The organism is Marinobacterium sedimentorum, from assembly GCF_024267675.1.
GTDB classification, from domain to species: domain Bacteria; phylum Pseudomonadota; class Gammaproteobacteria; order Pseudomonadales; family Balneatricaceae; genus Marinobacterium_A; species Marinobacterium_A sedimentorum.
Genome location: NZ_JALDYX010000025.1, coordinates 1 through 22,213, shown reverse-complemented (window position 1 = coordinate 22,213; position 22,213 = coordinate 1). Strand labels below are relative to the sequence as shown.

Annotated in this window: 23 protein-coding genes; 21 read left to right on the top strand and 2 right to left on the bottom strand. The window is 52.7% G+C overall.

Features of this window, described 5'->3' with window-relative positions; genetic code table 11:
* Nucleotides 1–86: 86 nt before the first annotated feature.
* The 5 genes from zipA (at nt 87) to MRS74_RS17620 (ending at nt 5,688) form a co-directional block, all read left to right on the top strand.
* Nucleotides 87–1,649: a cell division protein ZipA gene (gene zipA, locus MRS74_RS17640; RefSeq protein ID WP_254581590.1), complete on the top strand. Its 1,563-nt coding sequence runs from the start codon at nt 87–89 to the stop codon at nt 1,647–1,649.
* 78 nt (nt 1,650–1,727) lie between these two features.
* Entirely contained in the window at nt 1,728–4,103 is a 2,376-nt protein-coding gene (ligA, locus tag MRS74_RS17635; protein ID WP_254581589.1) for an NAD-dependent DNA ligase LigA, read from the top strand.
* Nucleotides 4,069–4,698: a transglycosylase SLT domain-containing protein gene (locus MRS74_RS17630; protein WP_254581588.1), complete on the top strand. Its 630-nt coding sequence runs from the start codon at nt 4,069–4,071 to the stop codon at nt 4,696–4,698. The genes ligA and MRS74_RS17630 overlap by 35 nt, the downstream gene beginning before the upstream one ends.
* Nucleotides 4,671–4,913, top strand: coding sequence for a YheU family protein (locus tag MRS74_RS17625; protein ID WP_256557994.1), 243 nt, complete (start codon nt 4,671–4,673; stop codon nt 4,911–4,913). The genes MRS74_RS17630 and MRS74_RS17625 overlap by 28 nt, the downstream gene beginning before the upstream one ends.
* A gap of 70 nt (nt 4,914–4,983) precedes the next feature.
* Nucleotides 4,984–5,688 carry a DUF4126 domain-containing protein gene (locus MRS74_RS17620; protein WP_254581587.1) on the top strand — a complete coding sequence of 235 codons (705 nt, stop codon included), beginning with the start codon at nt 4,984–4,986 and terminating at the stop codon, nt 5,686–5,688.
* A 340-nt stretch (nt 5,689–6,028) separates the two neighbouring features.
* Here the strand turns inward: MRS74_RS17620 and MRS74_RS17615 are convergent, their stop codons facing one another.
* The gene (locus MRS74_RS17615; RefSeq protein ID WP_254581586.1) at nt 6,029–6,688 is read right to left on the bottom strand and encodes a CBS domain-containing protein; all 660 of its coding nucleotides are present in this window, start codon (nt 6,686–6,688) and stop codon (nt 6,029–6,031) included.
* Between the two features lie 113 nt (nt 6,689–6,801).
* Nucleotides 6,802–8,787, bottom strand: a complete 1,986-nt coding sequence (gene mnmC / locus MRS74_RS17610) for a bifunctional tRNA (5-methylaminomethyl-2-thiouridine)(34)-methyltransferase MnmC2/FAD-dependent 5-carboxymethylaminomethyl-2-thiouridine(34) oxidoreductase MnmC1 (protein ID WP_254581585.1) — start codon at nt 8,785–8,787, stop codon at nt 6,802–6,804.
* A gap of 144 nt (nt 8,788–8,931) precedes the next feature.
* On the opposite strand from mnmC, the gene tviB reads away from it, so the two are divergent.
* The 16 genes from tviB to MRS74_RS17530 form a co-directional block, all read left to right on the top strand.
* Entirely contained in the window at nt 8,932–10,215 is a 1,284-nt protein-coding gene (tviB, locus tag MRS74_RS17605) for a Vi polysaccharide biosynthesis UDP-N-acetylglucosamine C-6 dehydrogenase TviB (protein WP_254581584.1), read from the top strand.
* A gap of 79 nt (nt 10,216–10,294) precedes the next feature.
* Nucleotides 10,295–10,798 (top strand): transcription/translation regulatory transformer protein RfaH, encoded by a 504-nt coding sequence (gene rfaH, locus MRS74_RS17600; RefSeq protein ID WP_254581583.1) that lies wholly within the window; start codon nt 10,295–10,297, stop codon nt 10,796–10,798.
* 189 nt (nt 10,799–10,987) lie between these two features.
* Complete coding sequence (locus MRS74_RS17595; RefSeq protein WP_254581582.1) at nt 10,988–11,299, top strand: nucleotidyltransferase family protein; 312 nt, start codon at nt 10,988–10,990, stop codon at nt 11,297–11,299.
* Complete coding sequence (locus tag MRS74_RS17590) at nt 11,289–11,633, top strand: HepT-like ribonuclease domain-containing protein (RefSeq protein ID WP_254581581.1); 345 nt, start codon at nt 11,289–11,291, stop codon at nt 11,631–11,633. The genes MRS74_RS17595 and MRS74_RS17590 overlap by 11 nt, the downstream gene beginning before the upstream one ends.
* Before the next feature lie 213 nt (nt 11,634–11,846).
* Complete coding sequence (rfbB, locus tag MRS74_RS17585; RefSeq protein ID WP_254581580.1) at nt 11,847–12,938, top strand: dTDP-glucose 4,6-dehydratase; 1,092 nt, start codon at nt 11,847–11,849, stop codon at nt 12,936–12,938.
* Between the two features lie 167 nt (nt 12,939–13,105).
* Nucleotides 13,106–14,005: a dTDP-4-dehydrorhamnose reductase gene (rfbD, locus tag MRS74_RS17580; protein WP_254581579.1), complete on the top strand. Its 900-nt coding sequence runs from the start codon at nt 13,106–13,108 to the stop codon at nt 14,003–14,005.
* Nucleotides 14,002–14,892, top strand: a complete 891-nt coding sequence (gene rfbA, locus MRS74_RS17575; protein ID WP_254581578.1) for a glucose-1-phosphate thymidylyltransferase RfbA — start codon at nt 14,002–14,004, stop codon at nt 14,890–14,892. The genes rfbD and rfbA overlap by 4 nt, the downstream gene beginning before the upstream one ends.
* On the top strand, nt 14,892–15,434 hold the full coding sequence (gene rfbC / locus MRS74_RS17570) for a dTDP-4-dehydrorhamnose 3,5-epimerase (protein ID WP_254581577.1): 543 nt from the start codon (nt 14,892–14,894) through the stop codon (nt 15,432–15,434). Before rfbA ends, rfbC begins: the two co-directional genes overlap by 1 nt.
* Nucleotides 15,435–15,473: 39 nt before the next feature.
* Complete coding sequence (locus MRS74_RS17565; RefSeq protein WP_254581576.1) at nt 15,474–16,796, top strand: flippase; 1,323 nt, start codon at nt 15,474–15,476, stop codon at nt 16,794–16,796.
* Complete coding sequence (locus tag MRS74_RS17560; protein ID WP_254581575.1) at nt 16,796–17,470, top strand: hypothetical protein; 675 nt, start codon at nt 16,796–16,798, stop codon at nt 17,468–17,470. Before MRS74_RS17565 ends, MRS74_RS17560 begins: the two co-directional genes overlap by 1 nt.
* On the top strand, nt 17,443–18,219 hold the full coding sequence (locus MRS74_RS17555; RefSeq protein WP_254581574.1) for a DUF268 domain-containing protein: 777 nt from the start codon (nt 17,443–17,445) through the stop codon (nt 18,217–18,219). The genes MRS74_RS17560 and MRS74_RS17555 overlap by 28 nt, the downstream gene beginning before the upstream one ends.
* A complete protein-coding gene (locus MRS74_RS17550; RefSeq protein ID WP_254581573.1) occupies nt 18,209–19,003 on the top strand; it encodes an FkbM family methyltransferase in 795 nt (264 codons plus the stop codon). The genes MRS74_RS17555 and MRS74_RS17550 overlap by 11 nt, the downstream gene beginning before the upstream one ends.
* Nucleotides 19,000–19,854 (top strand): alpha-1,2-fucosyltransferase, encoded by an 855-nt coding sequence (locus MRS74_RS17545; protein WP_254581572.1) that lies wholly within the window; start codon nt 19,000–19,002, stop codon nt 19,852–19,854. Before MRS74_RS17550 ends, MRS74_RS17545 begins: the two co-directional genes overlap by 4 nt.
* A 46-nt stretch (nt 19,855–19,900) precedes the next feature.
* On the top strand, nt 19,901–20,824 hold the full coding sequence (locus tag MRS74_RS17540) for a glycosyltransferase family protein (protein ID WP_254581571.1): 924 nt from the start codon (nt 19,901–19,903) through the stop codon (nt 20,822–20,824).
* A gap of 125 nt (nt 20,825–20,949) precedes the next feature.
* The gene (locus MRS74_RS17535) at nt 20,950–21,594 is read left to right on the top strand and encodes a class I SAM-dependent methyltransferase (protein ID WP_254581570.1); all 645 of its coding nucleotides are present in this window, start codon (nt 20,950–20,952) and stop codon (nt 21,592–21,594) included.
* Between the two features lie 4 nt (nt 21,595–21,598).
* Nucleotides 21,599–22,213: glycosyltransferase (locus MRS74_RS17530; RefSeq protein ID WP_254581569.1), on the top strand; the 615-nt coding region annotated here is incomplete at its 3' end.

Here is a 22,213-nt window from a genome sequence, read left to right as displayed (position 1 = left end):
GACGCTGTTGCTCCGGCAAGAAAAGTAGTCGGTGGCCAGAGTTCGGCTGGACGCCAGTCAAAAAACTTTGAGATAGCAGCGGATTTATGGAAATCAGCCTCAGAGAGTGGCTTGTCGTCGGCGGCGTGATTGTCATTGCGTTGATCATCTTTGATGGCTGGCGTCGTGTGCGTGGCGGCCGCAACAGTTTGCGCATGGATATTGACCGTAAGCTGCGTGATCTGCCGGAGGAACCGGTGGAACCTTCGAGCAATCCCGAATTGCCCTACGGCGGTGCCAGGCCGATCAGTGGCGAGGTGCCGGAGTTTGTGCCCAAGCGCAAGTCTGGTGCGGCCTATGCTGCGAAAATGGCCGCCGCGGCCAAGGCTGCGGATGAGTCGGCAACAGAGCCCGCTGAACGCATTGAGCCGACCTTCGGCTTTAGTGCCGAGTCACGCCAGCAGTCTCAGCCTCGCGTGGCTGAACTCGCGCGTGAGCCTGCGCCTGAGGCAGCCCCAGAGCATCAGGCCCGCCCGGTGTCGGATTTCCGTGCACCGCTGCGCGCTGAATCCGACCGCGATGCTCCGTCTGCTGTCCAGCCTTCTGCTGCCCGGCCTTCCGTTGAACGCCCCCCAGTTGCCCGAGCCGCTGCTGACCAAGAAGCTGTCAAGCAGGCACCGGTGCCACCGGTCGCTGCGCCGCGAACTGAAAACCACGTCTCTTTTGATGCTGATCCACTGTTTGATGAGCCGACAAAGGAAGACTATCCGGCAGCGCGCAGGGCGTCTTTTAGCGCATTTGAACCAGAAGCGGACGACACTCAGGGCGCCCTTGATGCTACGCCTTCAGAGCCTGTTGATGCCAGGACTGCGGCGGGCTCGGTGCAACAGCCGCAACAGCCGCTGGCCGAGGAGGCCCCCCGGGGCTTTTCGCAGGGGGCGGGCGAAACCGACCCGCTGTTTGATGATCTGCCCGCAGCCCCGGCACTGGATCTGGAAAAGCCGATTCCGCTGCTGATGGAGCGCAATCGTCAGCCCAAACGCGCCAGCGCGTCGGCCGAAGGTGCGGCCGGGTCGTCCAGTTCGAAAGCGCCGGCTGCGCCCCAGCAGGACTTGCTCTTCGGTACTGCACCGGAACAGCCTGAACAGAAAGCCCCCAGTGGGCGTGCAGCTGAGCCCGCGGCGTCTAAGGCGCGCGCGGTGGACGGTTCGGCGCCTGCGCCTAACCCGGATAGCGTTCTGGTCATCACCGTTGTTTCCAGTGTGCCTGAGGGCTTGCCCGGTGCCATGCTGTACAAGATCATCGGCGCCTGTGATCTGCACTTCGGTGACATGGATATTTTTCATCGCCATGAAGATGGCAGCGACACCGGGCCTGTGCAGTTCAGCATGGCCAATGCGGTCAACCCCGGTACCTTCGATCTGGCAACCATCAATGAGATGACAACCCCGGCCGTGACCTTTTTCATGTCCATGCGAGAGCCACGGGATGTGATGAACGCCTTTGAGTGCATGCTGGCGACGGCCGAGACACTGGCGCGACATCTTGACGGTGATCTGCTGGATGAAAATCGCTCGGTGCTGCGCCCGCAGACCAAGGAGCACTATCGCCAGCGCATTCGCGATTTTGAAATGCACAACCGGTCCCGCCGCAGCGGCTCGCGCGCTTGAGCCTGAGCCGCCTGCGCGCCGCGTTCTCTGCTCCCCTCTGCCTGTCCCATAATTTCTTTCCAGGATGATCTTGATTCCATGTGTTCGGCTGTAACGATTGAGCAGGAACTGCGGCAACTGCGTGATGCCCTGAATCACCATAACTATCGCTACTACGTGCTCGATGACCCCGAGTTGCCGGATGCCGAATATGATCGCCTGTTCCAGCGCCTCAAGGCACTGGAAACCGAACATCCCGAGCAGGTCACCGCCAGTTCACCGACCCAGCGTGTAGGTGCCAGACCGCTGTCCGCCTTTAGCCAGGTGCAGCACGAAATGCCGATGCTGTCGCTGGATAACGCCTTTAATGCCCAGGACCTGCGCGACTTCGTGCGCCGGGTACAGGAGCGGCTCAAGCTTGCCAGCGGTGATGACATTGCCTTCGCCTGCGAGCCCAAGCTCGATGGTATTGCCGTCAGCGTGCTGTACGAAGACGGGCTGCTGGTTCGGGCCGCCACGCGGGGGGATGGCTCCACTGGCGAGGATATTACCCAGAACGTGCGCACCCTGCGCAGCGTGCCGCTGCAACTCAATGGTACTGGCTGGCCGGCCAGGCTCGAGGTGCGGGGTGAAATTTACCTGCCCAAAGCCGGTTTCGACGCACTGAATGAACGCCAGCGCGAGCGGGACGAGAAAACCTTTGTGAACCCGCGCAATGCCGCTGCCGGCAGCCTGCGCCAGCTGGATGCCCGCATTACCGCGGACAGGCCGCTGGAGATGTGCTGCTACAGCACCGGTATCGTCTCTGACCCTGAAGCGCTGCCCGAGGGCCATTTCGAAACCCTGCAGCTGCTGCACCGCTGGGGCTTTCGCATCAATGCGCAAATGCGCCTGGTACAGGGTGCCGAGGGTTGCCTGGAATACTACGAGGATCTCGCTGCGCGGCGCGACAGCCTGAGCTACGACATCGACGGCATCGTTTTCAAGGTAAACAATCGGGCACAGCAGGAACAGCTGGGCTTTATCTCGCGGGCGCCGCGCTGGGCCATCGCCCACAAGTTTCCCGCCCAGGAAGAAATGACCCGGGTGCTGGCGGTGGAGTTTCAGGTGGGCCGCACCGGTGCGGTGACGCCGGTGGCACGACTTGAGCCGGTGTTTGTGGGCGGCGTGACCGTGAGTAACGCCACGCTGCACAACATGGATGAGATCGCCCGACTGGATCTGCGTGTTGGCGATACGGTGGTGGTACGCCGGGCAGGGGATGTGATTCCCCAGGTGGTGCAGGTGGTGACCGAGCGGCGCAGCGGTGCAGAAACGCCTGTGACTGTACCCGAGACCTGCCCCGAATGTGGCTCCCAGGTTGTGCGCAACCAGCTGGTGCGCATGCTCAAGGGCAAGGAGGAGCTGGTTGACGGCACGGGCTTTCATTGCGTTGGTCGCCTCGCCTGCCGGGCGCAGCTGTCCCAGGCCATTATTCATTTTGTTTCGCGCCGCGCCCTGGATATCGACGGTCTGGGCGACAAGAGCGTTGAGCTGCTGGTTGAGCGCGAGCTGGTGCGCTCACCGGCCGACCTGTATCGCCTGGGCATCAGTGATTTCATGACGCTGGAAGGCTTTGCTGAAGTCTCGTCAGCCAATCTGTACCATTCGATTCAGGCCAGCAAGCAGGTGCCATTGCCGCGCTTCATTTATGCCCTGGGCATCAGTGAAGTGGGCGAAGGCACGGCGCGGGTGCTGGCACAGAATCTGGGCAGCCTGGAGCGCGTCGCTGCGGCCTTGCCGCTGTTGCTGACCTGCCTGCCCGAGGTGGGGCTGGGTGTGGCGCGCGAGATCGCCGGGTTCTTTGGCGATGAGCATAACCGTCAGGTGATTGCCGATCTGGCAGAGCTCGGCGTTGTGCCCCAGGGCAGTGGTGAGCTGGGTGCGGCGCTTCGCGGCAGCGTAACCCTGGCTGACCTGCTGGTAAAACTGAAAATCGACAAGGTTGGCCCGGTGATGGCCCAGCACCTGGCGGGTCACTTTGGCTCGCTGCAGGCCCTGCTGCAGGCGGATGATGCCCAGCTGGCTGCCGTGCCCAAACTGTCCAAGGCTGCCTGCCTCAATCTGCGCCACAAGCTGCTGGACACCGACTGGTGCGCGCAGGCGCGGGCGATTGAAGCCCAGCTGCTTGAATTTGGCATGCACTGGAGCTGTGAAATCGAGAGTACCGATGAATCAGCGGCTGCGGTCGAGCCCCTGGCCGGTCAGACATGGGTGCTGACCGGAACCCTGGAGCTCATGACGCGGGATCAGGCCAAGGCTTATCTGCTATCGCTCGGTGCCAAGGTGTCGGGCAGTGTATCCGCAAAAACCGACTGTGTGGTTGCAGGTCCTGGTGCCGGCTCCAAGCTGGCAAAGGCGCAGTCGCTGGCGGTCAAAGTGATTGATGAAGGAGAATTCGTTGAACAGCTCCAACACTACGGTATTACCCATTAAACGCCTGGCCCTGCTTGCCCCCGGACTCTGGCTGGCCGGATGCGCATCCATATCACCATCCTGGGTGCCAGGCTGGGCTGGCAATAACGAGGCTGCTAGCGTCGAGGTGGCAACACCTGCAGTCTGTACGCTGCTGAAAAACCAGGGTCAGCTGCGTGTGGCATTGCAGGACACCCGCGGCAAATGGGGGCTGGAGCCCGCCGTTGCCCTGGCGCTGCTGGAGCCACCGCTGGGTGGCGGGCGCAAGCGCCATGTGCTGCCCTTTGGCAATACCTGGGATGAGTACCGCATTGCCGAGAGTAACTGGTCAGCCACGACCGACAATATCGAGGATGCGGTGGACTTCCTTGGCTGGGGTGTGGCGCGCAACCGCCAGATGCTGCAGCTGGATATCCAGCAGGTAGACGCACTCTATCTGGCGTACCGGCTGGGGCCTGGTGCCTATAGCCAGGGCGTACACAAGGGTATCTGGATTGAGAAGGAAGCTGAGCGCGTTGCGGCACGGGCCAAACAGTATGACAGCGAGCTGCAGCGTTGCCCGGCGCTGGTGGATCCCAGTCGCTGGGAATGGCAGCGACTCTGGAGCTGGTGGTGATTATTCCCCATGGCGAGCTTTCGCCCGACACCCTGGATAACCTGATCAGCGAGTTTGTTACCCGTGATGGTACCGACTACGGTGAACATGAAACGCCCCTGGCGAGCCGGATAGGGCAGGTGCGCCAGCTGCTGCAGCGCGGCCAGGTGGTTATACTGTTCAGCGAAAGTACAGGACTGTGCAATATAGTGGCAAAGGATCAGCTGGAAAAATAAGCCTGTTCCGTGGTCATACTTATTGAGCGGGCTCTTCCCCCTTTATCCTATTGCCGTAACCGGAGGCGCTATGGATCAGCTAGAGCAAATCACCCAAATGATTGCCCTGTCCATGGGCCTGGCCTGGGCCAGTGGTATCAACCTGTACGCCACCCTGCTGATGCTGGGGGTCTTGTCCAACACCGGCAACATAGTGCTGCCGCCCGGGCTCGACGTCGTTGGCGACCCTATGGTGCTGATGGCCGCAGGCTTGATGTACTGCGTGGAATTTTTCGCCGACAAGGTACCGGGTGTCGACACCGGCTGGGATACCCTGCATACCTTTATCCGTATTCCCGCGGGGGCTGCGCTGGCGGCAGGTGCCGTGGGCGAGATCGGCCTGCCGGTGGAACTGGCCGCCGCTATTGTGGGGGGCTCACTGGCGACGGCGACCCATGCGGCCAAGGCCGGCAGCCGGGTGCTGATCAATACCTCGCCGGAACCTTTCAGTAACTGGACGGCGTCCGTGGCCGAAGATGTGATGGTCGTCGGCGGTATCTGGGCGGCGCTCTATAACCCCTGGCTGTTCATTGCCGGCCTGATTGTCTTCGTACTGCTGCTGGTGTGGCTGTTGCCCAGGATCTGGCGTGGTGTAAAGGGGGTGTTTCGTTTCCTGGCGCGGCTTTTTGGCGGCGGTGCCGACGAGATGGCGCCGATGCACTCGAGTTTGGACTCTGGCTCTGGTTCAAGTCCAAATTCTGGCCGGGCCTTGCCGGGCGAACGCCCGCGCCACTGAATCCGGGGAAAGGGGCAAGGCCGGTGAGCAGGAGGTTAAAGAGCCGTGATTCGTCATTCGCAGCGAGCATCAGACCTGCCCCGTTGAACTGTTCTCCACAGCTGCGCTGCGGATGTCGGAATTCGCTACGCTCATTACCAACCTACGGCGTGCAGCCCGTAGCCTGGAATGAGCCTGCGAATTCCGGGAAATGAGCCCCAAGCGAGTTTCGAGGATATGCGTACAAATATCGGGGAACAGGAGGGAACCTGCGGCGTTTGAGCAGGCGATCATCTTTTCACCATTCACCATTCACCATTCACCATTCACCATTCACCTCGCCCCTTCTTGCACTTAATAATCAGGCCCAGCCTTCGATGTGAGCGCCGGTAATCAGCAGGCGCAGCAGGTCGGTGCGGGTCACAATGCCGACCAGCCTGTCTTTTGCATCGACGATGGGCATGGCGCCCAGATCAAACTCGACAAAACTTGCCGCCAGGTGGGATGCATCGGTGTGGGGGGATGCCGCCAGCAGGTGGCGACCATGAATGGCGGCGACCGGGCTTTGGGGCGGCAGCCCAGTCTGGTGCAGGTCGCGGCTGCTGAGCATGGCCAGCGGGCGCTGTTCGGCCGAGACGATAACCAGATGCTCAATATGCAGGCGCCGCATGCGCTCGCGGGCTTCACCGATGGGGGTCTCGGGGCTGATGTGCTGTACCGGGCTCGTCATTATCTGGGCGGCTAACAGCTGGGGTGCCTTGCGCTTTGCTGCGGTGTCTTCACCGGCTTCTTCACTGGCCGCGTAAGCACGCTGGGCAGGTTGCTTTGCTGTACGGGCGTTGCTTTGGTGGGCCGCGTGCGGCAGTTTGAAACGCTCGGTATCGGTCTCCAGTCGCTGTTCCTCCCCGGCCGCCGCATGGGTAGCCTTGACCGGTTCTATGCTGACGACACCACCGGGCTTGAACAGCGCCCGCACCGGGGTCTGGATCCGATACCCCTGATCGTAGATGACAAGTGCCATAGTGCCTCCTCGGGGTCGCTGCGGTGTGGGTGGGAGCCCGCTCCCCGGGCGGATGGTTGCCGATTCGCCCACAGAGTGGGCTCCCACCAGTCTCACAACTCACCACTTTCCCGCTATATCGACCCGCGGATCAGATTCTTGATGATAAAGCGTGCCGGGTTTAGCGCCTCGGTGAGGGTGCGCCCGAGCGGCAGCGGCTCATTGCAGATCAGGCTCGCCAGCAGCTCGCCGCCGATCGGGCAGGTCAGCAAGCCCTTGGAGCCGTGGCCGACACTGACATAGAGTCCGGGGTAATGGCAGGGTTCCGTGTCGAAGCGCCACTTGCGGTCCTGACGCAGGCGCCCGTAGTCCTCCGTAAAACGCTCGGCATCGGGGGCGGGCCCGACAATGGGCAGATAGTCCGGAGTCGAGCAGCGAAACGCGACCCGGCCCTGCAGCGGCTGTTGCGCCAGTGCCGCACCGAGGGCGGGCAGGGTTTTGCACAGGGTGGCGAGGTTGCTCTGGTGATCCTGGGCGCGGACATCCGTATCGCTGTCGTGCAGGTCGAAGGTGGCGCCAAAGCAGTAGGTGCCGTTCATGGCGGGCGCAATGTAGCCATCGCCACAGACGACGGTACCCAGTGCGGGCTCTGCGGCCGGCGCCGGGGCTTCGCTGACCTGGCCGCGGATGGACTTGAGCGGCAGCTGGGCGAGGGGGCTCAGTGCCTTGGCGGCCCCCGCGGTGGCAACAATCACCGCTGCGGCCAGAAAGTGCTCACCGCTGTCGGATTGCGCCTGCCAGCGTTGCGAGTCCTGTTGATATTCCAGTGCCTTCACCGTCACGTCGGTACTAAGGCTGATCAGCGGGTGTCGCAGCAGCGCCTGGCACAGGTCCACCGGTGATACCCAGCCTGCGCCGGGGAAAAACAGGCCGCTGTGGGGCGTGCTGCTGCCAGCCAGGGTGCTGGCTTGGGTGGCGCTCACCCCGTGCACCAGCGTTGCGGGGTAGGCACCGGATTCAAGCAGTTGCTCCTGGCGCTTGGCTTCCTTGTCGCTCTGGGCCAGTTGCAGCAAGCCGCAGGCTTGCCAGCTGTGTTCCGACAGCAACCCCTGCGCGCTCAGTTCCTGCAGCAGATGGCGGCTGTAATCAAGCCCGGTGCTGTGCAGCAGCCCCTGTTTGGTGGGGCGTACCGGCAGTTTTGCATAGAGTGCGCCCTGTCGATTGCCGGACCCGCCGCTGGCCACCTGGCCGCTGCGTTCCAGTAGTCTGACCGGGATACCCCGGCGGGCCAGCGCGTAGGCGGCACAGCAGCCGGCAAGGCCTGCGCCCAGGATCAGCACTGATTCGGGTCGCGGGCGGGCTTTGGGGCGATCAAACCAGGGGCTGCTTGATGTGCAGACAGGAGGGGTGTCAGAGGCGAGATGGCCGCTGTAGATGCCAGTTAGCGTCCTGCCTGTGGTATCAAGCCCCGCTGCCTGGCGGATCTCAAAACCCACTGCGGCAAGGCCCTCATGTACGCAGCTGTCAGTGTGAGCGGCGGCGAGCGTCGTGCCGCTGTGGCTCAGGCGCGCGACCTGCTGGAGGAGCGCTGCGGACCAGAGATCCGGGTTTGTGGCGGGTGAAAAGCCGTCGAGAAACCATGCATCCACGGGGCCCTCTAACGCGGACAGGCCCTGGGTGGCATCGGCGAATATCAGCGTCAGGCTGATGCGGCCGTTATCGAATTCCAGCCGGTGAAACCCCTCCAGCAGGGGCGGATACTGCGCTGTCAGCTGCGCGCTGGCGAATTCCGGCCAGTGCCCGAGGCAGCGGGCAAGATCCTGCAGCTTAAGCGGGTACTGTTCCAGCGCGATGTAGTTCAGCCGGGCCTTGGATGGCGCCTGTTGCAACCAGAGCTGTCGTGTGACGAGAAAGTTGAGCCCGCTGCCAAAACCGGCTTCGGCAATGCTGAAGTGGGGCTGCGTGAGGGCAGCGAAGCGCGCCCCAAGCCGGTTGCCATCCACGAAGCGGTGGCGGGCGTCGGCCGGGCCCGTGTCACTGTTGAAATAGGCTTCACCGAAGCGGGCGGACTGCGCCCTGTGCTGGTGCCAGTCGATGACGGCGTGCTGAAGTTGAGTCACAGAATTTGGGTCACGGGCTTGCGAAATCCGGTTCGGGTTTTTTGGCGGCGGCGCAGGTTTAGCACTAACTCACGGCTACCCGCAATCCGCCTGTGGCTGCTATGATACCTGCTTTGCGAAATTCCGAGCACAAGGGCGTAAAGAATGTTGGACTTGGAGAACATCAGGATCTGTGTGTTGGGTCTGGGTTACGTAGGGCTGCCGCTGGCGGTCGAATTTGGGAAACAATTCGAAACCGTCGGTTTTGATATCAATCTGGGGCGGGTTAACGAGCTTGGCAGTGGGCAGGACAGCACCCTGGAAGTTGAGCCCGAGGAACTGCGCACCGCCAGCAAACTGAGCTTCAGTGCCGAACTTGCGGATGTGGCGCAGTGCAACGTTTTTATCGTCACAGTGCCGACGCCGGTGGATGAGAGCAAGCAGCCGGATCTGTCGCCTTTGCGCCGTGCCAGCCAGGCTATCGGCTCGATCCTGCAGTCAGGCTCCGTGGTTATTTACGAATCCACCGTTTATCCGGGTGCAACCGAAGAGGTCTGCGTGCCCGAGCTGGAAGCGGCGTCCGGTATGACCTTCAACCAGGACTTCTTTGTCGGCTACAGCCCCGAGCGCATCAATCCTGGCGACAAGCAGCACCGTCTTCCCAGCATCGTCAAGGTCACCTCGGGCTCCACGCCTGCGGTCGCTGACTTTGTCGATGATCTGTATCGCCGCGTTATTACCGCCGGTACCCACAAGGCGAGCAGCATCAAGGTGGCCGAGGCCTCCAAGGTGATTGAAAATACCCAGCGCGACCTGAACATCGCCCTGGTGAATGAGCTGGCGATCATCTTCGGCAAGCTGGGGATCGATACCGCCCAGGTACTGGAAGCCGCCGGCACCAAGTGGAACTTCCTGCCGTTCCGCCCGGGCCTGGTGGGCGGGCACTGCATCGGCGTTGACCCTTATTACCTTACCCACAAGGCGCAGGCGGCAGGCTATTTTCCCGACGTGATCCTGGCGGGGCGGCGTATCAACGACGGCATGGGTCAGTACGTGGCTGAAGAAGTGGTCAAGCTGATGATCAAGCGGCGCGTGCACGTGTCCGATGCGAAGGTGCTGATACTGGGACTCTCGTTCAAGGAGAACTGCCCCGATATCCGCAATACCAAGGTCATTGATGTGGTGCGCCAGCTTGAGTCCTATGGTGCCCACGTGGATGTGCACGATCCCTGGGTGTCTGCGCACCAGGCCCGGGAAGAATACGGCCTTGATCTGCTCGAAAGCCTGCAGCCGGGTCAGTTCGATGCCGTGGTGCTGGCCGTGGCCCATCGCGAGTTTCAGGACATGGGTGCCGAGCGCATCCGTGGGCTGTGCAGGGACCTCGAACACAGTGTATTGTTTGATGTGAAAGGAATGCTGGCGCTGGATGAAGTGGATAAGCGCCTGTAATGCAAGCCAGAAACAAAGGTCGACATCTGATTCTGGTTGTTCGGCTCGCTCGAAACGGAATCTGAACACGGAGAGCGCAATGGCTGTAAAGCGCGCCTGGTACCTGTTGCAAACCAAGCCCCGGCAGGACGCCCGTGCTCTGGAAAATCTGGAGTTCCAGGGCTTCGACTGCTTCGCGCCTTTCATGACCGTTGAACGAATCCGTGCCGGCAAGCGGTGCGAGCTGTCTGAACCTCTTTTCCCCGGTTACCTGTTTATCTACCTGGATCAGGTCGCCGATAACTGGCGCCCGATCCGCTCGACCCGCGGCGTCAGTCGCCTGGTTACATTCAACGATACCCCGCTGCCGGTTGGTCACGACATTGTCGACCAGCTGCGCAAGCGCGTGGCCGGAGAGAAAAAACAGCCCGCGGCCACCCTACTGAAACCCGGTGATCCGGTACGTATATCGGACGGTGCCTTTGCCGAACTTGATGCCCTGTTCGAGTGCTACGAAGGCACCGAACGGGTGGTGATACTGCTCAAACTGATGCAACGAAACCAGCGCCTGGTCATGCCGCTGGCCAACATCCGCCAGGCCTGACTTTATCTGCAGGCAGGCCGCGTTCTCGGGAAACTGACGGTCAATCCTGGGGCGGTAGCGTGTCTGGAGCAACGGTTTACGTTTACGATGGTACGAAATTTAGGCAATCTCGGTTTCTGATGAACGGTGCGAATTCCACCGAACAACGGTATCGACTTGCTCCATAATTCCGTTTCTGCGAGACAGATGATGATTCCGATCATTGCACAAAATAAGAGCTTGATAGCCCAGGCATGCCGGCAGCACCGGGTCAAACGCCTGGTTCTGTTTGGCTCCTGTGTCGACGGGCGTTTCAGCGAACAGACGAGCGATATTGATCTGCTGGTGGAGTTCGAAGCCCAACTGAGCCCCGTTGAATATTCAGAGGGCTATTTCAGCCTGCTGAGTATATTTGAGGATCTTTTTCATCGAAACGTTGATCTCTTAACTGCCAGCTCGATCAAGAATCCGTATCTGCAAGCCGCGATAGAGTCGAACCAGGAGCTGCTCTATGCTGCTTGAAGAGAAAAAATATCTTTACGATATTCTTCAGGCGATTGAGCGCATTGAAAGATTTGCCAGTGGCAAGACGATTTCGGATTATCTGCAGGACGAAATGTTGCAGGCGGCCATTGAGCGCCAGTTCGAGATCATGGGCGAAGCCGTCAATAAACTGAGCAAAGTCTCTGCTGCTATTGCGGATCAGCTACCGAACAAGCGCAAAATGATCAGCTTCAGAAACATACTGATTCATGCCTATGACACCATAGACCCGATGATTGTATGGGGCGTCGTGGAAAAGGATAGCGCAAAGCTGAAAGAGGTCGTCGAACAGCTGTTAACCACAAACACCTAGCTTCGGATGTGTTAGATCTGGGCACTTGGGCTCGGTCACGCAACCTCATCGCGAAGCCGCTGTTGTAGGAGCGACCTACCCCAAGGACACCTCCCCGTCGCGAAAAGGTGACGGGGGGACCAAATCCCCCTTTTTAATCTGTAAAAGCCAGCTGGTAAGGTTCGAAATGATTCGAGTGGTACTGAATATCCTCTGCCTGGAAGGGCAACACCGATGAAAATACTGATTACCGGCGGGGCAGGCTTTATCGGCTCGGCCGTGATCCGTCACCTGATTCAGAATACCCAGGATCAGGTGGTCAATGTCGACAAGCTGACCTACGCCGCCAATCTCGACTCCCTGGGCGAGGCTGCCCACAGTGATCGTTATGTGTTTGAGCAGGTGGATATCTGCGATCGCGCAGCGCTGGAGCTTGTGTTCGGCCGCCATAGCCCCGATGCCGTGATGCACCTGGCAGCCGAAAGCCATGTCGATCGTTCCATCGACGGGCCCGCGGCCTTTATCGAAACCAATATTGTGGGTACCTATAGCCTGCTTGAAGCCGCAAAGACCTACTGGCAGGGGCTGGATGCCGAGCAAAAAGGCGCCTTTCGTTTCCACCATGTATCCACCGATGAGGTATATGGCGATCTGGCAGGCACCGAAGATCTGTTCAGTGAATCCACCGCCTATGCGCCGAGCTCGCCCTATTCGGCCAGCAAGGCCAGCTCCGATCATCTGGTGCGGGCCTGGCAGCGCACCTACGGTTTGCCGACGCTGATCACCAACTGTTCCAACAATTACGGCCCCTGCCAGTTTCCTGAAAAACTCATACCGCTGATGATCCTCAATGCACTGGAGGCCAAACCCCTGCCGGTGTATGGCAAGGGTGACCAGGTACGCGACTGGCTGCACGTGGAAGACCATGCCCGGGCGCTCTGCCAGGTACTGAGCCTGGGGCAGGTGGGTGAGACCTACAACATTGGCGGCCTGAACGAGAAACAGAACCTGGATGTTATCCACAGCATCTGCGAGTTGCTGGAAGAACTGGTGCCGGAAAACCCCCAGTCACGCGCCAGCGGCAACCCCCAGGGCTTCAGCGGGCTGATCACAAAGGTGCAGGATCGCCCGGGTCACGACCTGCGCTACGCCATAGACGCCAGCAAGATTCAGCGCGAACTGGGGTGGATACCGGAGGAAAGCTTTGAATCGGGGCTGCGCAAGACCGTGCAATGGTATCTGGACAACCCTGCCTGGGTCGCCCGCGTTAAGAGTGGAGCCTATCAGCAGTGGATCGACAGCCAGTATGGCGCCAGGCAGCTATAGGAGCCTGCCGGGCTTATCCGGTCGTTGCGAGGGGAAGTCCGTTTTGAGGCAGTTTTTGAGTTATTTTGAGGCGAATAGTGGTTCTATTTAATGAGAAAGAATGCAAAAAATGACCAAAAGCGGCTTTTCCGCAGTAGACCAGTGTTAAGTCTGGCAGGCTCCTTCGCATGAGAATCCTGCTGCTAGGCAAGAATGGGCAAGTCGGGTGGGAGCTACAACGCGCCCTGGCGCCGCTCGGTGAGCTTGTCGCGCTGGATCGCACGGGGCTGAACGGCCTTGTCGGCGATCTGGCAGATCTCGACGGCCTGCGCGATACGATTCGCCGTGTGAAGCCTGATGTGCTGGTGAACGCTGCCGCCTATACGGCGGTAGACAGGGCCGAGCAGGAACAGAGCCAGGCGATGCTGATCAACGCCTTGGCCGTACAGCTGATGGCGGATGAAATGTGCAGGCTCAATGGCTGGCTGCTGCATTACTCCACCGATTATGTCTTCGATGGCAGCGGCAGCCGACCCTGGCGCGAAAGCGATACCGCAGCGCCACTGAATGCCTATGGCCAAAGCAAGCGGGCCGGTGAAGAGGCCATTGCCGCCAGCGGCTGCCGGCACCTGATCTTTCGTACCAGCTGGGTCTATGGCCTGCACGGCAACAACTTCATCAAGACGATTCTGCGCCTGGCCCGCGAGCGGGAGCAGCTGAGCCTGATAAACGATCAGATAGGCGCACCCACAGGCGCGGACCTGCTGGCGGATGTGACGGCCCATGCACTGCGCAGTGCAGCGTCGAATCCGGATCTCGGCGGGCTCTATCATCTGGCGGCGGGCGGCGAAACCAGCTGGTACCACTATGGCTGCTACCTGGTTGACCAGGCGCGCAACCAGGGCGCAACGCTGGCGGTGAAGGCCATAGCGCCGATAGCGAGCCAGGACTACCCCGTTGCGGCACAGCGCCCGCTCAACTCCAGGCTCGATACCCACAAGCTGCAAGAACGTTTTGGCCTCTGTCTGCCTCACTGGCAGCACGGGGTGTCCCGCCTGCTGCAGCAAATAACAGGGAACAATCCATGACGCAACGCAAAGGCATTATCCTGGCCGGCGGCGCCGGCACCCGTCTGCACCCCATCACCCTGGGTGTATCCAAGCAGTTGCTGCCGATCTACGACAAGCCGATGATCTACTATCCGCTGTCGGTACTGATGCTGGCGGGTATTCGCGAAGTACTGATCATCTCCACCCCCGAAGACCTGCCCAATTTCCGGCACCTGCTGGGGGATGGCAGCCGCTTTGGCATAGCGCTGGAGTATGCCGAGCAGCCCTCGCCGGATGGTCTGGCGCAGGCCTTCATCATTGGCGAAGACTTTATCGGCAATGATAATTGTTGCCTGATACTCGGCGACAATATCTTTTACGGCCAGCACTTTACCGACAAGCTGCGCGCCGCCGACAGCCGAACCGAGGGCGCCACCGTGTTCGGCTACCATGTGTCGGACCCTGAGCGTTTCGGTGTGGTGGAGTTCGATAGCGCCGGGCGCGCCATCAGCATCGAGGAAAAGCCTAAAGTCCCCAAATCCAGTTACGCCGTGACCGGGCTCTATTTCTACGACAACCGCGTGATCGATATCGCCAAGTCGATAAGCCCCTCGCCCCGCGGCGAGCTGGAAATCACCGATATCAACAGCTTCTATCTGCAGGATCAGAGCCTGAATGTCGAAATGCTCGGCCGTGGCTTTGCCTGGCTCGACACCGGCACCCATGACTCCCTGCTCGATGCCGGCCAGTTTGTCGCCACCATCGAACAGCGCCAGGGGCTGAAAGTCGCCTGTCTCGAAGAGATCGCCTTCTACAAGGGCTGGCTCACGGCGGCACAGGTGCAGCAACAGGCCGAGCGCCTGCAAAAGAACGGCTATGGCCAGTATCTGTTAAAAGTTCTCCGGGAAAGCGGAGGAATGCACTGATGGAATTTACCCGCCTTGAAATTCCCGATGTCGTTCTGATAACCCCCAAGGTGTTTGAAGACGAACGTGGCTTCTTCATGGAAACTTTCCGCCAGAACGAATTTGAAGCCTACTGCGGCGCCTACAGCTTCGTGCAGGAAAACCACAGCCGCTCCAGCAAGGGCGTGCTGCGAGGGCTGCATTACCAGCTTGAACGGCCACAGGGAAAACTGGTAAGGGTCACCCGGGGCGAGGTGTTCGATGTCGCAGTGGATATTCGCCGCGATTCGCCGACCTTCGGAAAATGGGTCGGCGTCACTCTCAGTGAAGCCAACAAGCAGATGCTATGGGTACCGCCAGGCTTTGCCCACGGCTTTTATGTAACCTCGGAAGAGGCGGAGCTGCAGTACAAGTGCACGGATTACTATGCACCGGAACATGAACGCTGTATCCGGTGGGATGATCCGGAGATTGGGATTGAGTGGCCGTTAATAAACGACAAGGTTTTCCTCTCAAGTAAAGATGCTAATGGAAGCTTTATTTTTGCAGCTGAAAATAATTGAATTCAACGCCGAGCCGATGCCCTGACGAAATATATAAAAATGTTCAATAAGTTTGATGAGCTTCTTAAACATCAAGGTTTTAGAAAGTACGCAGAAAATACAAGTTGGCTTTTAGCAGAAAAAATCCTACGAATGTTTGTAGGACTTTTTGTAGGGATTTGGGTGGCTCGTTATCTTGGGCCAGAACAATTTGGACTTTTTAGTTACTCACAGAGTTTTGTTGGCCTTTTTGTTGCTATTTCTACTTTAGGTCTGGATGGCATAGTTGTTAGAGAGCTGGTTAAAGGTAGCTCTCGATCTGATGAGATCATAGGAACCAGTTTTTGGCTAAAGATAGTCGGTGCAATGTTAGTTTTAATGGTGTTGAGTGTCGCAATAAAGTTCACGTCAAATGACGATTTGACTAATGTTCTGGTTTATATAATAGCGTCAGCGACAATATTTCAAAGCTTTAATGTCATAGACTTGTATTTCCAAAGTAAGGTGTTAAGTCGCTATGCTGTTTACTCGAATGTAATCAGTTTGTTTTTTTCTTCTGTTCTAAAAGTCGTTCTTATATTAAATGATGCTCCGCTTTTGGCTTTCGCTTGGGTTGTCGTTTTTGAAAGCATTGTGCTGGCAGTAGGTTATATATATTATTATCTATTTCAAAGAGACCTGAAATTATTTTTGTTTAATTTTGATATTAAGGTTGCAGTAGAGCTCTTGAGAAATAGTTGGCCGCTTATCTTAAGTGGGTCAGTTTTGATGATACAAGCCAGAATTGATCAGGTTATGTTGAAAGAAATGATTGGGGTCGGCGCGGTAGGCGTTTATAGCGTAGCACTAAGACTTATAGAAATATTTACATTCTTGCCGTTAGTTGTTAAAAGCTCGCTATATCCTTCTATTCAAAACTCAAAAAAAATATCAAATGATCTTTATCAAGAAAGGCTTTTGAACTTTTACAGATTAAATTTTATATTATTTTTACTTACGGCAGTCCCTATATTTATTTTTGCGGATAGTATAGTGTCAACGCTCTTTGGTGTCGAGTATAAAGAGGCTGGTGCTTTATTGGCCTTGATGGCTGCGCGACTATTTTTTGCCAACATGGGAATAGCTCGAGGAGTATACATATTGACAGAAAATCTTATGAAGTATTCGTTATTATCAATGGTTTTAGGTACTATTTCAAATATTGCGTTGAATTATTTGTGGATAGATCCGTATGGTGCTAAGGGAGCAATTTTAGCTACTATTTTTTCTTTTGCTATTTCAGTTTTCATTGTCGATTTTTTTTATTATAAAACTAGGCAGAATGTATTTGTTTCTTTTAGGGGAGTATGTACTTTCTATAAAATTAGCTTAAGGGCTGGGTAATGGGATTGATCAATTTTGGTGTGCCTGAAAAGGAAGTTTGTTACTTAGAAAAAACTCTTAATCTAAATGTTTTCGTGGAAGGTGGAACGTATTTAGGTGGTACTGCTAAAATAATGAGCAGTAGCTTTAAAACGGTCTATACGATTGAAAAATCTGAAGAGATGTTTAAAAAGGCGGAGAAGAACTTAAGCAGTTTTTCTAATGTCATAATGTTAAAGGGTGACACTCGAGAACATCTCCACTCTATTTTGGAACAAAATGATAATATTTTATTTTGGTTGGATGCGCATTGGAGTGGCGGGCTCACTTATGGTAAATACGACGAATGTCCACTTATAGATGAGCTTGAAATTATATTCACATACAACAAAAATTATATAGTGATGATTGATGATGCCAGGCTTTTTTTGGCGCCTCCTCCTTGCCCCCATGATTTTATGGAATGGAAAACTTTGGTCGATATAGTTAAATCTATGCCAGAAGGCTGGGATTTAATAGTGTATGAAGATGTTATCTATTTATTCCCGGATAAAATCAGTGCGGAATTTAAGGCCTTTTTGCAAAAAAAAATCACAGATAAAGCAAGAAAGAAACGATTTTTTCTATCGAAGTCTATGTTTGGTAAAATAGGTTATATAAATCGTATATGCAAATTTATAAAACTAAAAAATTAATTCGAGCTGCTTATCTATTTTTGGTTGGTGCTGGTTCGTTTTTTAAATTTAAGCCAATAGGTTTTATTAGGCGATATGTGTGGTTCTTTGGGCAGTTTAATAAGTTTCGTAATATGGGTTGTAATACTAATTTCAAGGAAGTGGAGTTTTATCCATGTTTGTCAGACAATCTATCCTATACGCCAATTGAGCCAACTTATTTTTTTCAGGATACATGGGCTGCAAAGCATATATTCGATCTGAAACCAGAGCACCATTATGATATAGGTAGTTCAGCGAAAACGATCGGTATTATATCCCAATTTACACCTGTTACCATGATAGATATAAGGCCTATCGGGCTGGAGTTGGAAAATTTATTTTTTGAAGAAGGGTCTATCCTGGATCTTCCATTTGAAAGTGGTTCAATAAAAAGTTTGTCATCTTTATGCGTTGTGGAACATATTGGTCTTGGGCGATATGGAGATGACATAGACCCCTTCGGTAGTGAAAATGCTATTAAAGAGCTAAAGAGAGTATTGTGTGTGGGCGGGGTGCTCTTGATAAGTGTTCCTGTTGATAATGTAAATAAGATTTATTTCAACGCTCACAGAGCATTTACGAGAAATTATATTTTAGAACTGTTTAATGGCTTTGATTTGCTTGAAGAAAAATATCATTATGGAACTAGTCTATTCGATAGCTACGACCCTAGTAAGGGGTTCGGGACTGGTTTATATATGTTTAAAAAGGTGAGTAATGTTTACTAAAGTATCCTTTTTTAAAAAGAAGCTAAGAGGTTTGTCTTTAAAGATTTTTTACTCTATTGAAAACAATGGAAATAGTAATCTAAACGAAAACGGAGAAAGAGTATTTGTTAATAATATTTTAAAATATTTTATAGATAAGAAATGTACTGATAAAATCGTAGTTTTTGATGTTGGTGCAAATGCAGGTGATTATGCGAGATTAATTACTGATGTCGCCAAAAAGTGTGACTCAAATGTGAGTCTTCATTTGTTTGAGCCTCAGCGGAAATGCTTTATAAAGCTTTCAAGCATTTTTGGTAACGGTGCTGCTAAATTGAATGGCTTCGGCGTTTCAGATGAGGAACAGGAGACGCTTATTTATTATGACAAGGAAGAAAGTACACTAGCTTCTTTGCATAATAGGAATCTGAAATATTATGATTTAGATCTTGCCTTAAGTGAGAAGGTGCAGCTTAGACGGCTCGATAGTTATATAGAAGAAAATAATATAGGTCATATCAATTTTATAAAATTAGATGTCGAAGGGCATGAGTTGAAAGCGCTCGTCGGTCTTGGGAAATATCTAGACAGTAAGTTTATAGATTTTATTCAGTTTGAGTATGGTGGTGCAAATCTTGATTCACATACAAGTTTGTTACAGTTATATGATTTGCTGGAGGATAAAGGATTCTGTATCTCTAAAGTTATGCCAAAAGGTCTGGAAATAAGGAAATACCAGCCATACATGGAAAATTTTAGCTATGCAAATTATGCGGCTATATCTTCGGAGGTAATAGACGGTTGATTTTATTTTTATCGGATGGGCGGCTTGGTAATCAATTGTTTCAATATGCGTTTTTAAGAACGATAGCAGCTGAGGATGAAATAATATATACGGCGAATATGGACCAGTTTGTTTCTTCCTTTAACTATGGCTGTAAAGCGTTCAAGCATGTCCCTCTTGGAAGGCGTTCTATTTTTCTTATTCGAAGATTTTTTCTACCTTTTCTAAGGTTAGCATGCTCACTAAGACTTATTCGGAGTATCAAACAGAATAGAACTGATATTTCCGCGCTAAGCAGTTATTCTGAAAAAAAAGGACTACTACCTATTACTCTAGTAGAAACTGGTTTTTTTCAGTCTGAGAATTTTTTTTTAAAGAATAAAATTGATTTTACATTGAAATCCAAATTTCAGGATGAGGCTGTCCATGTTTTAAGAAATATCCCGCCAGAGTTCACAAAGGTTTTTGTTCACGTTCGGCGAGGAGATTATTTGACCGAGGTCTATTGTGGCAATAGGGGAATCGATCTGCCACGGAGTTATTTTCTTGGGGCTATTGATATTATAAGTGCAGAAGTTGAGAATCCTTACTATATTTTTTTGTCAGATGATCCAGGGTATGTTGAATGTTGCTTTGAGAATATAGAAAATAAGTATATTTCAACGAACCGGATGGAAGTTGATTTCGCTTTGATGACACTATGCAATTACGGGGTGGTTTCTAATAGCAGCTTCTCCTGGTGGGGAGCCTATATGATGCAGGAGCGTAGAAAGGTGATTTTTCCAAAGTACTGGTATGGGTGGAAAGAAAAAGTAGATTCACATGTGGATATACACCCGTCTTGGTGTGAAGTGATAGATGTCGATCGTTAGTGTATGAATATCTTATTCTCGAATATGATGAGTCCTTTCGTATAGTATGAAGGAAGATAAAGCACCGATTGTTTTGTTTGTTTATAACCGCCCCTGGCATACACAGCAGACTGTTGAAGCATTGCAGCGTAATCAGTTGGCAAGCCAAAGTGAATTATTTATTTACTCCGATGCACCAAAAAATGAAGAGACGAAACCGCAAGTTAAGCAAGTGCGAGACTACATAAAAACTGTTTCTGGATTTAAAACTGTTACGATTATTGAACGTGACAAAAACTGGGGTCTGGCAGAAAATATTATTGATGGTGTAACTGAGATAGTGAACATGTATGGGCGCATAATTGTGCTTGAGGATGATTTGGTTACCAGCCCTTATTTTCTAAATTTTATGAATGATGCTCTAAGTTTTTATAATAATGAAGATAAAGTTTGGCATATAAGTGGTTGGAATTACCCTATAGACTCGGAAGGGCTAGATTCCACATTTTTGTGGCACGTAATGAATTGTTGGGGATGGGCGACTTGGCGTGATCGTTGGCGGGGATTTATAAAGAATCCGGAACAGCTGATAGCGTCTTGGGATAAGGACAAAGTGTATGAGTTTAACTTATATGGGAAACAAGATTTTTGGTCTCAAGTTCAGGCTAATAGTAATGGAAGTTTGAATACGTGGGCTGTTTTTTGGTATTCAAGCATCTTTCAAAATGGAGGGCTATGTCTTAATCCTGTAAAAACATATGTTGAAAATATCGGTCTTGATGGCTCTGGTGAAAACTGCGGAAATAACAACGAATTAAATTCTAGGCTTTCTGATGTGATTTGCTCCGATTTTGAAAGCTGTCTTTTTGAAAACGAAAACGCACTGGCCAAAGTATTACAGCTTCTTGATGAGTTAAACTCTAAATCTATTCGTTGTTTTTTATCTCGTGCTAGTAAAGGATTTAAAAGAGTAATTAAAGGTTTAAAATGAATTGCCATATCTGTGGAAGTAATAGTCTATTTCTATTTTCGAGTAAAATAATTTCAAGATTTGAAATAAGTTATTTTCGTTGTCATAGCTGTGGTTTTGTTCAAACCGAAGAGCCGTTTTGGTTAGTGGAAGCTTATGCTAGCGCTATTAATGATTCTGATACAGGATATATTGAGCGGAACATCCTCTACTCTAAGAAATTAACGATACTCATTTTTTTATTATTCAATAAAAGTGGAAAGTATCTTGATTATGCAGGTGGGTATGGAATTTTTGTTCGTTTGATGCGCGATATAGGCTTTGACTTTTTTTGGGATGATAAGTATACAAATAATATATTTGCCAAAGGTTTTGAATGGAACGGTGATGGTAAAGTAGACGTTGTTACCAGTTTTGAAAGTTTTGAACATTTTGTGAATCCTGTCTTCGAAATTGAAAAAATATTAAATATTTCAAAAAATATTATATTTACTACAGAGTTGCTGCCAGACCCAGTGCCAAGGCCAGAAGAATGGTGGTATTACGGGATAGAACATGGTCAACATGTATCCTTCTATACCAAATCGTCATTGCACTATTTAGCTGAGAAATATGGAGTTTTTTATTCCAGTGTTGGGAGTCTGCATCTTTTTACTGAGAGAAGAATCCAGCCTGGATTGTTGGCGATATCCAAACTAAGCCGATTGGGTTTACATCGGCTAATACAGCGAATGATGAAGAGCAAAACTTGGGACGATCATAAGGTATTTCTCAATACTGACCCGCATTAACTTTATGAAAATAGCATTCGATCACCAAATTTTTACAATGCAGCCTTACGGTGGTATATCTCGTTATTATTCTATACTGGGGAGGATTTTGGTTGAATTGAAGCAGGATGTAAATATTTTTAGTGCTTTTTATCAGAATAATTATCTAGATGAATTGTCTGCAGATATTGTTCGGGGTAAAAAAGTAGAGAAATATCCCCCAAAAATGAATCGCTTATTTATGTGGCTTAATGGTCTGCTTTTCAAAAAAAATATGCGTCACTGGAATCCAGATATTATTCATGAAACATATTATCACTCTGTTGTATTGAAAAATAAATCTTGCCCAGTTGTAGTAACCGTCTATGACATGATTCATGAGCTATTTCCCGAGTCATTTTCTTCTAAAGACGAGACGAGTCGATATAAAAAACTTTCAGTTGATCGAGCTGATCATGTTATTTGTATTTCGCAGAGCACAAAAAGTGATCTTGTCAGGCTCTTTGGAATAGCTGAGAATAAGGTTTCGGTCGTATACTTGGGTGTTGAAAAAAAATCGACGGATCATAAAACTTACTGTAGTCCATCTGTGTCCCATCGTCCGTACCTGCTCTATGTTGGAAATCGTCAGGGGTATAAA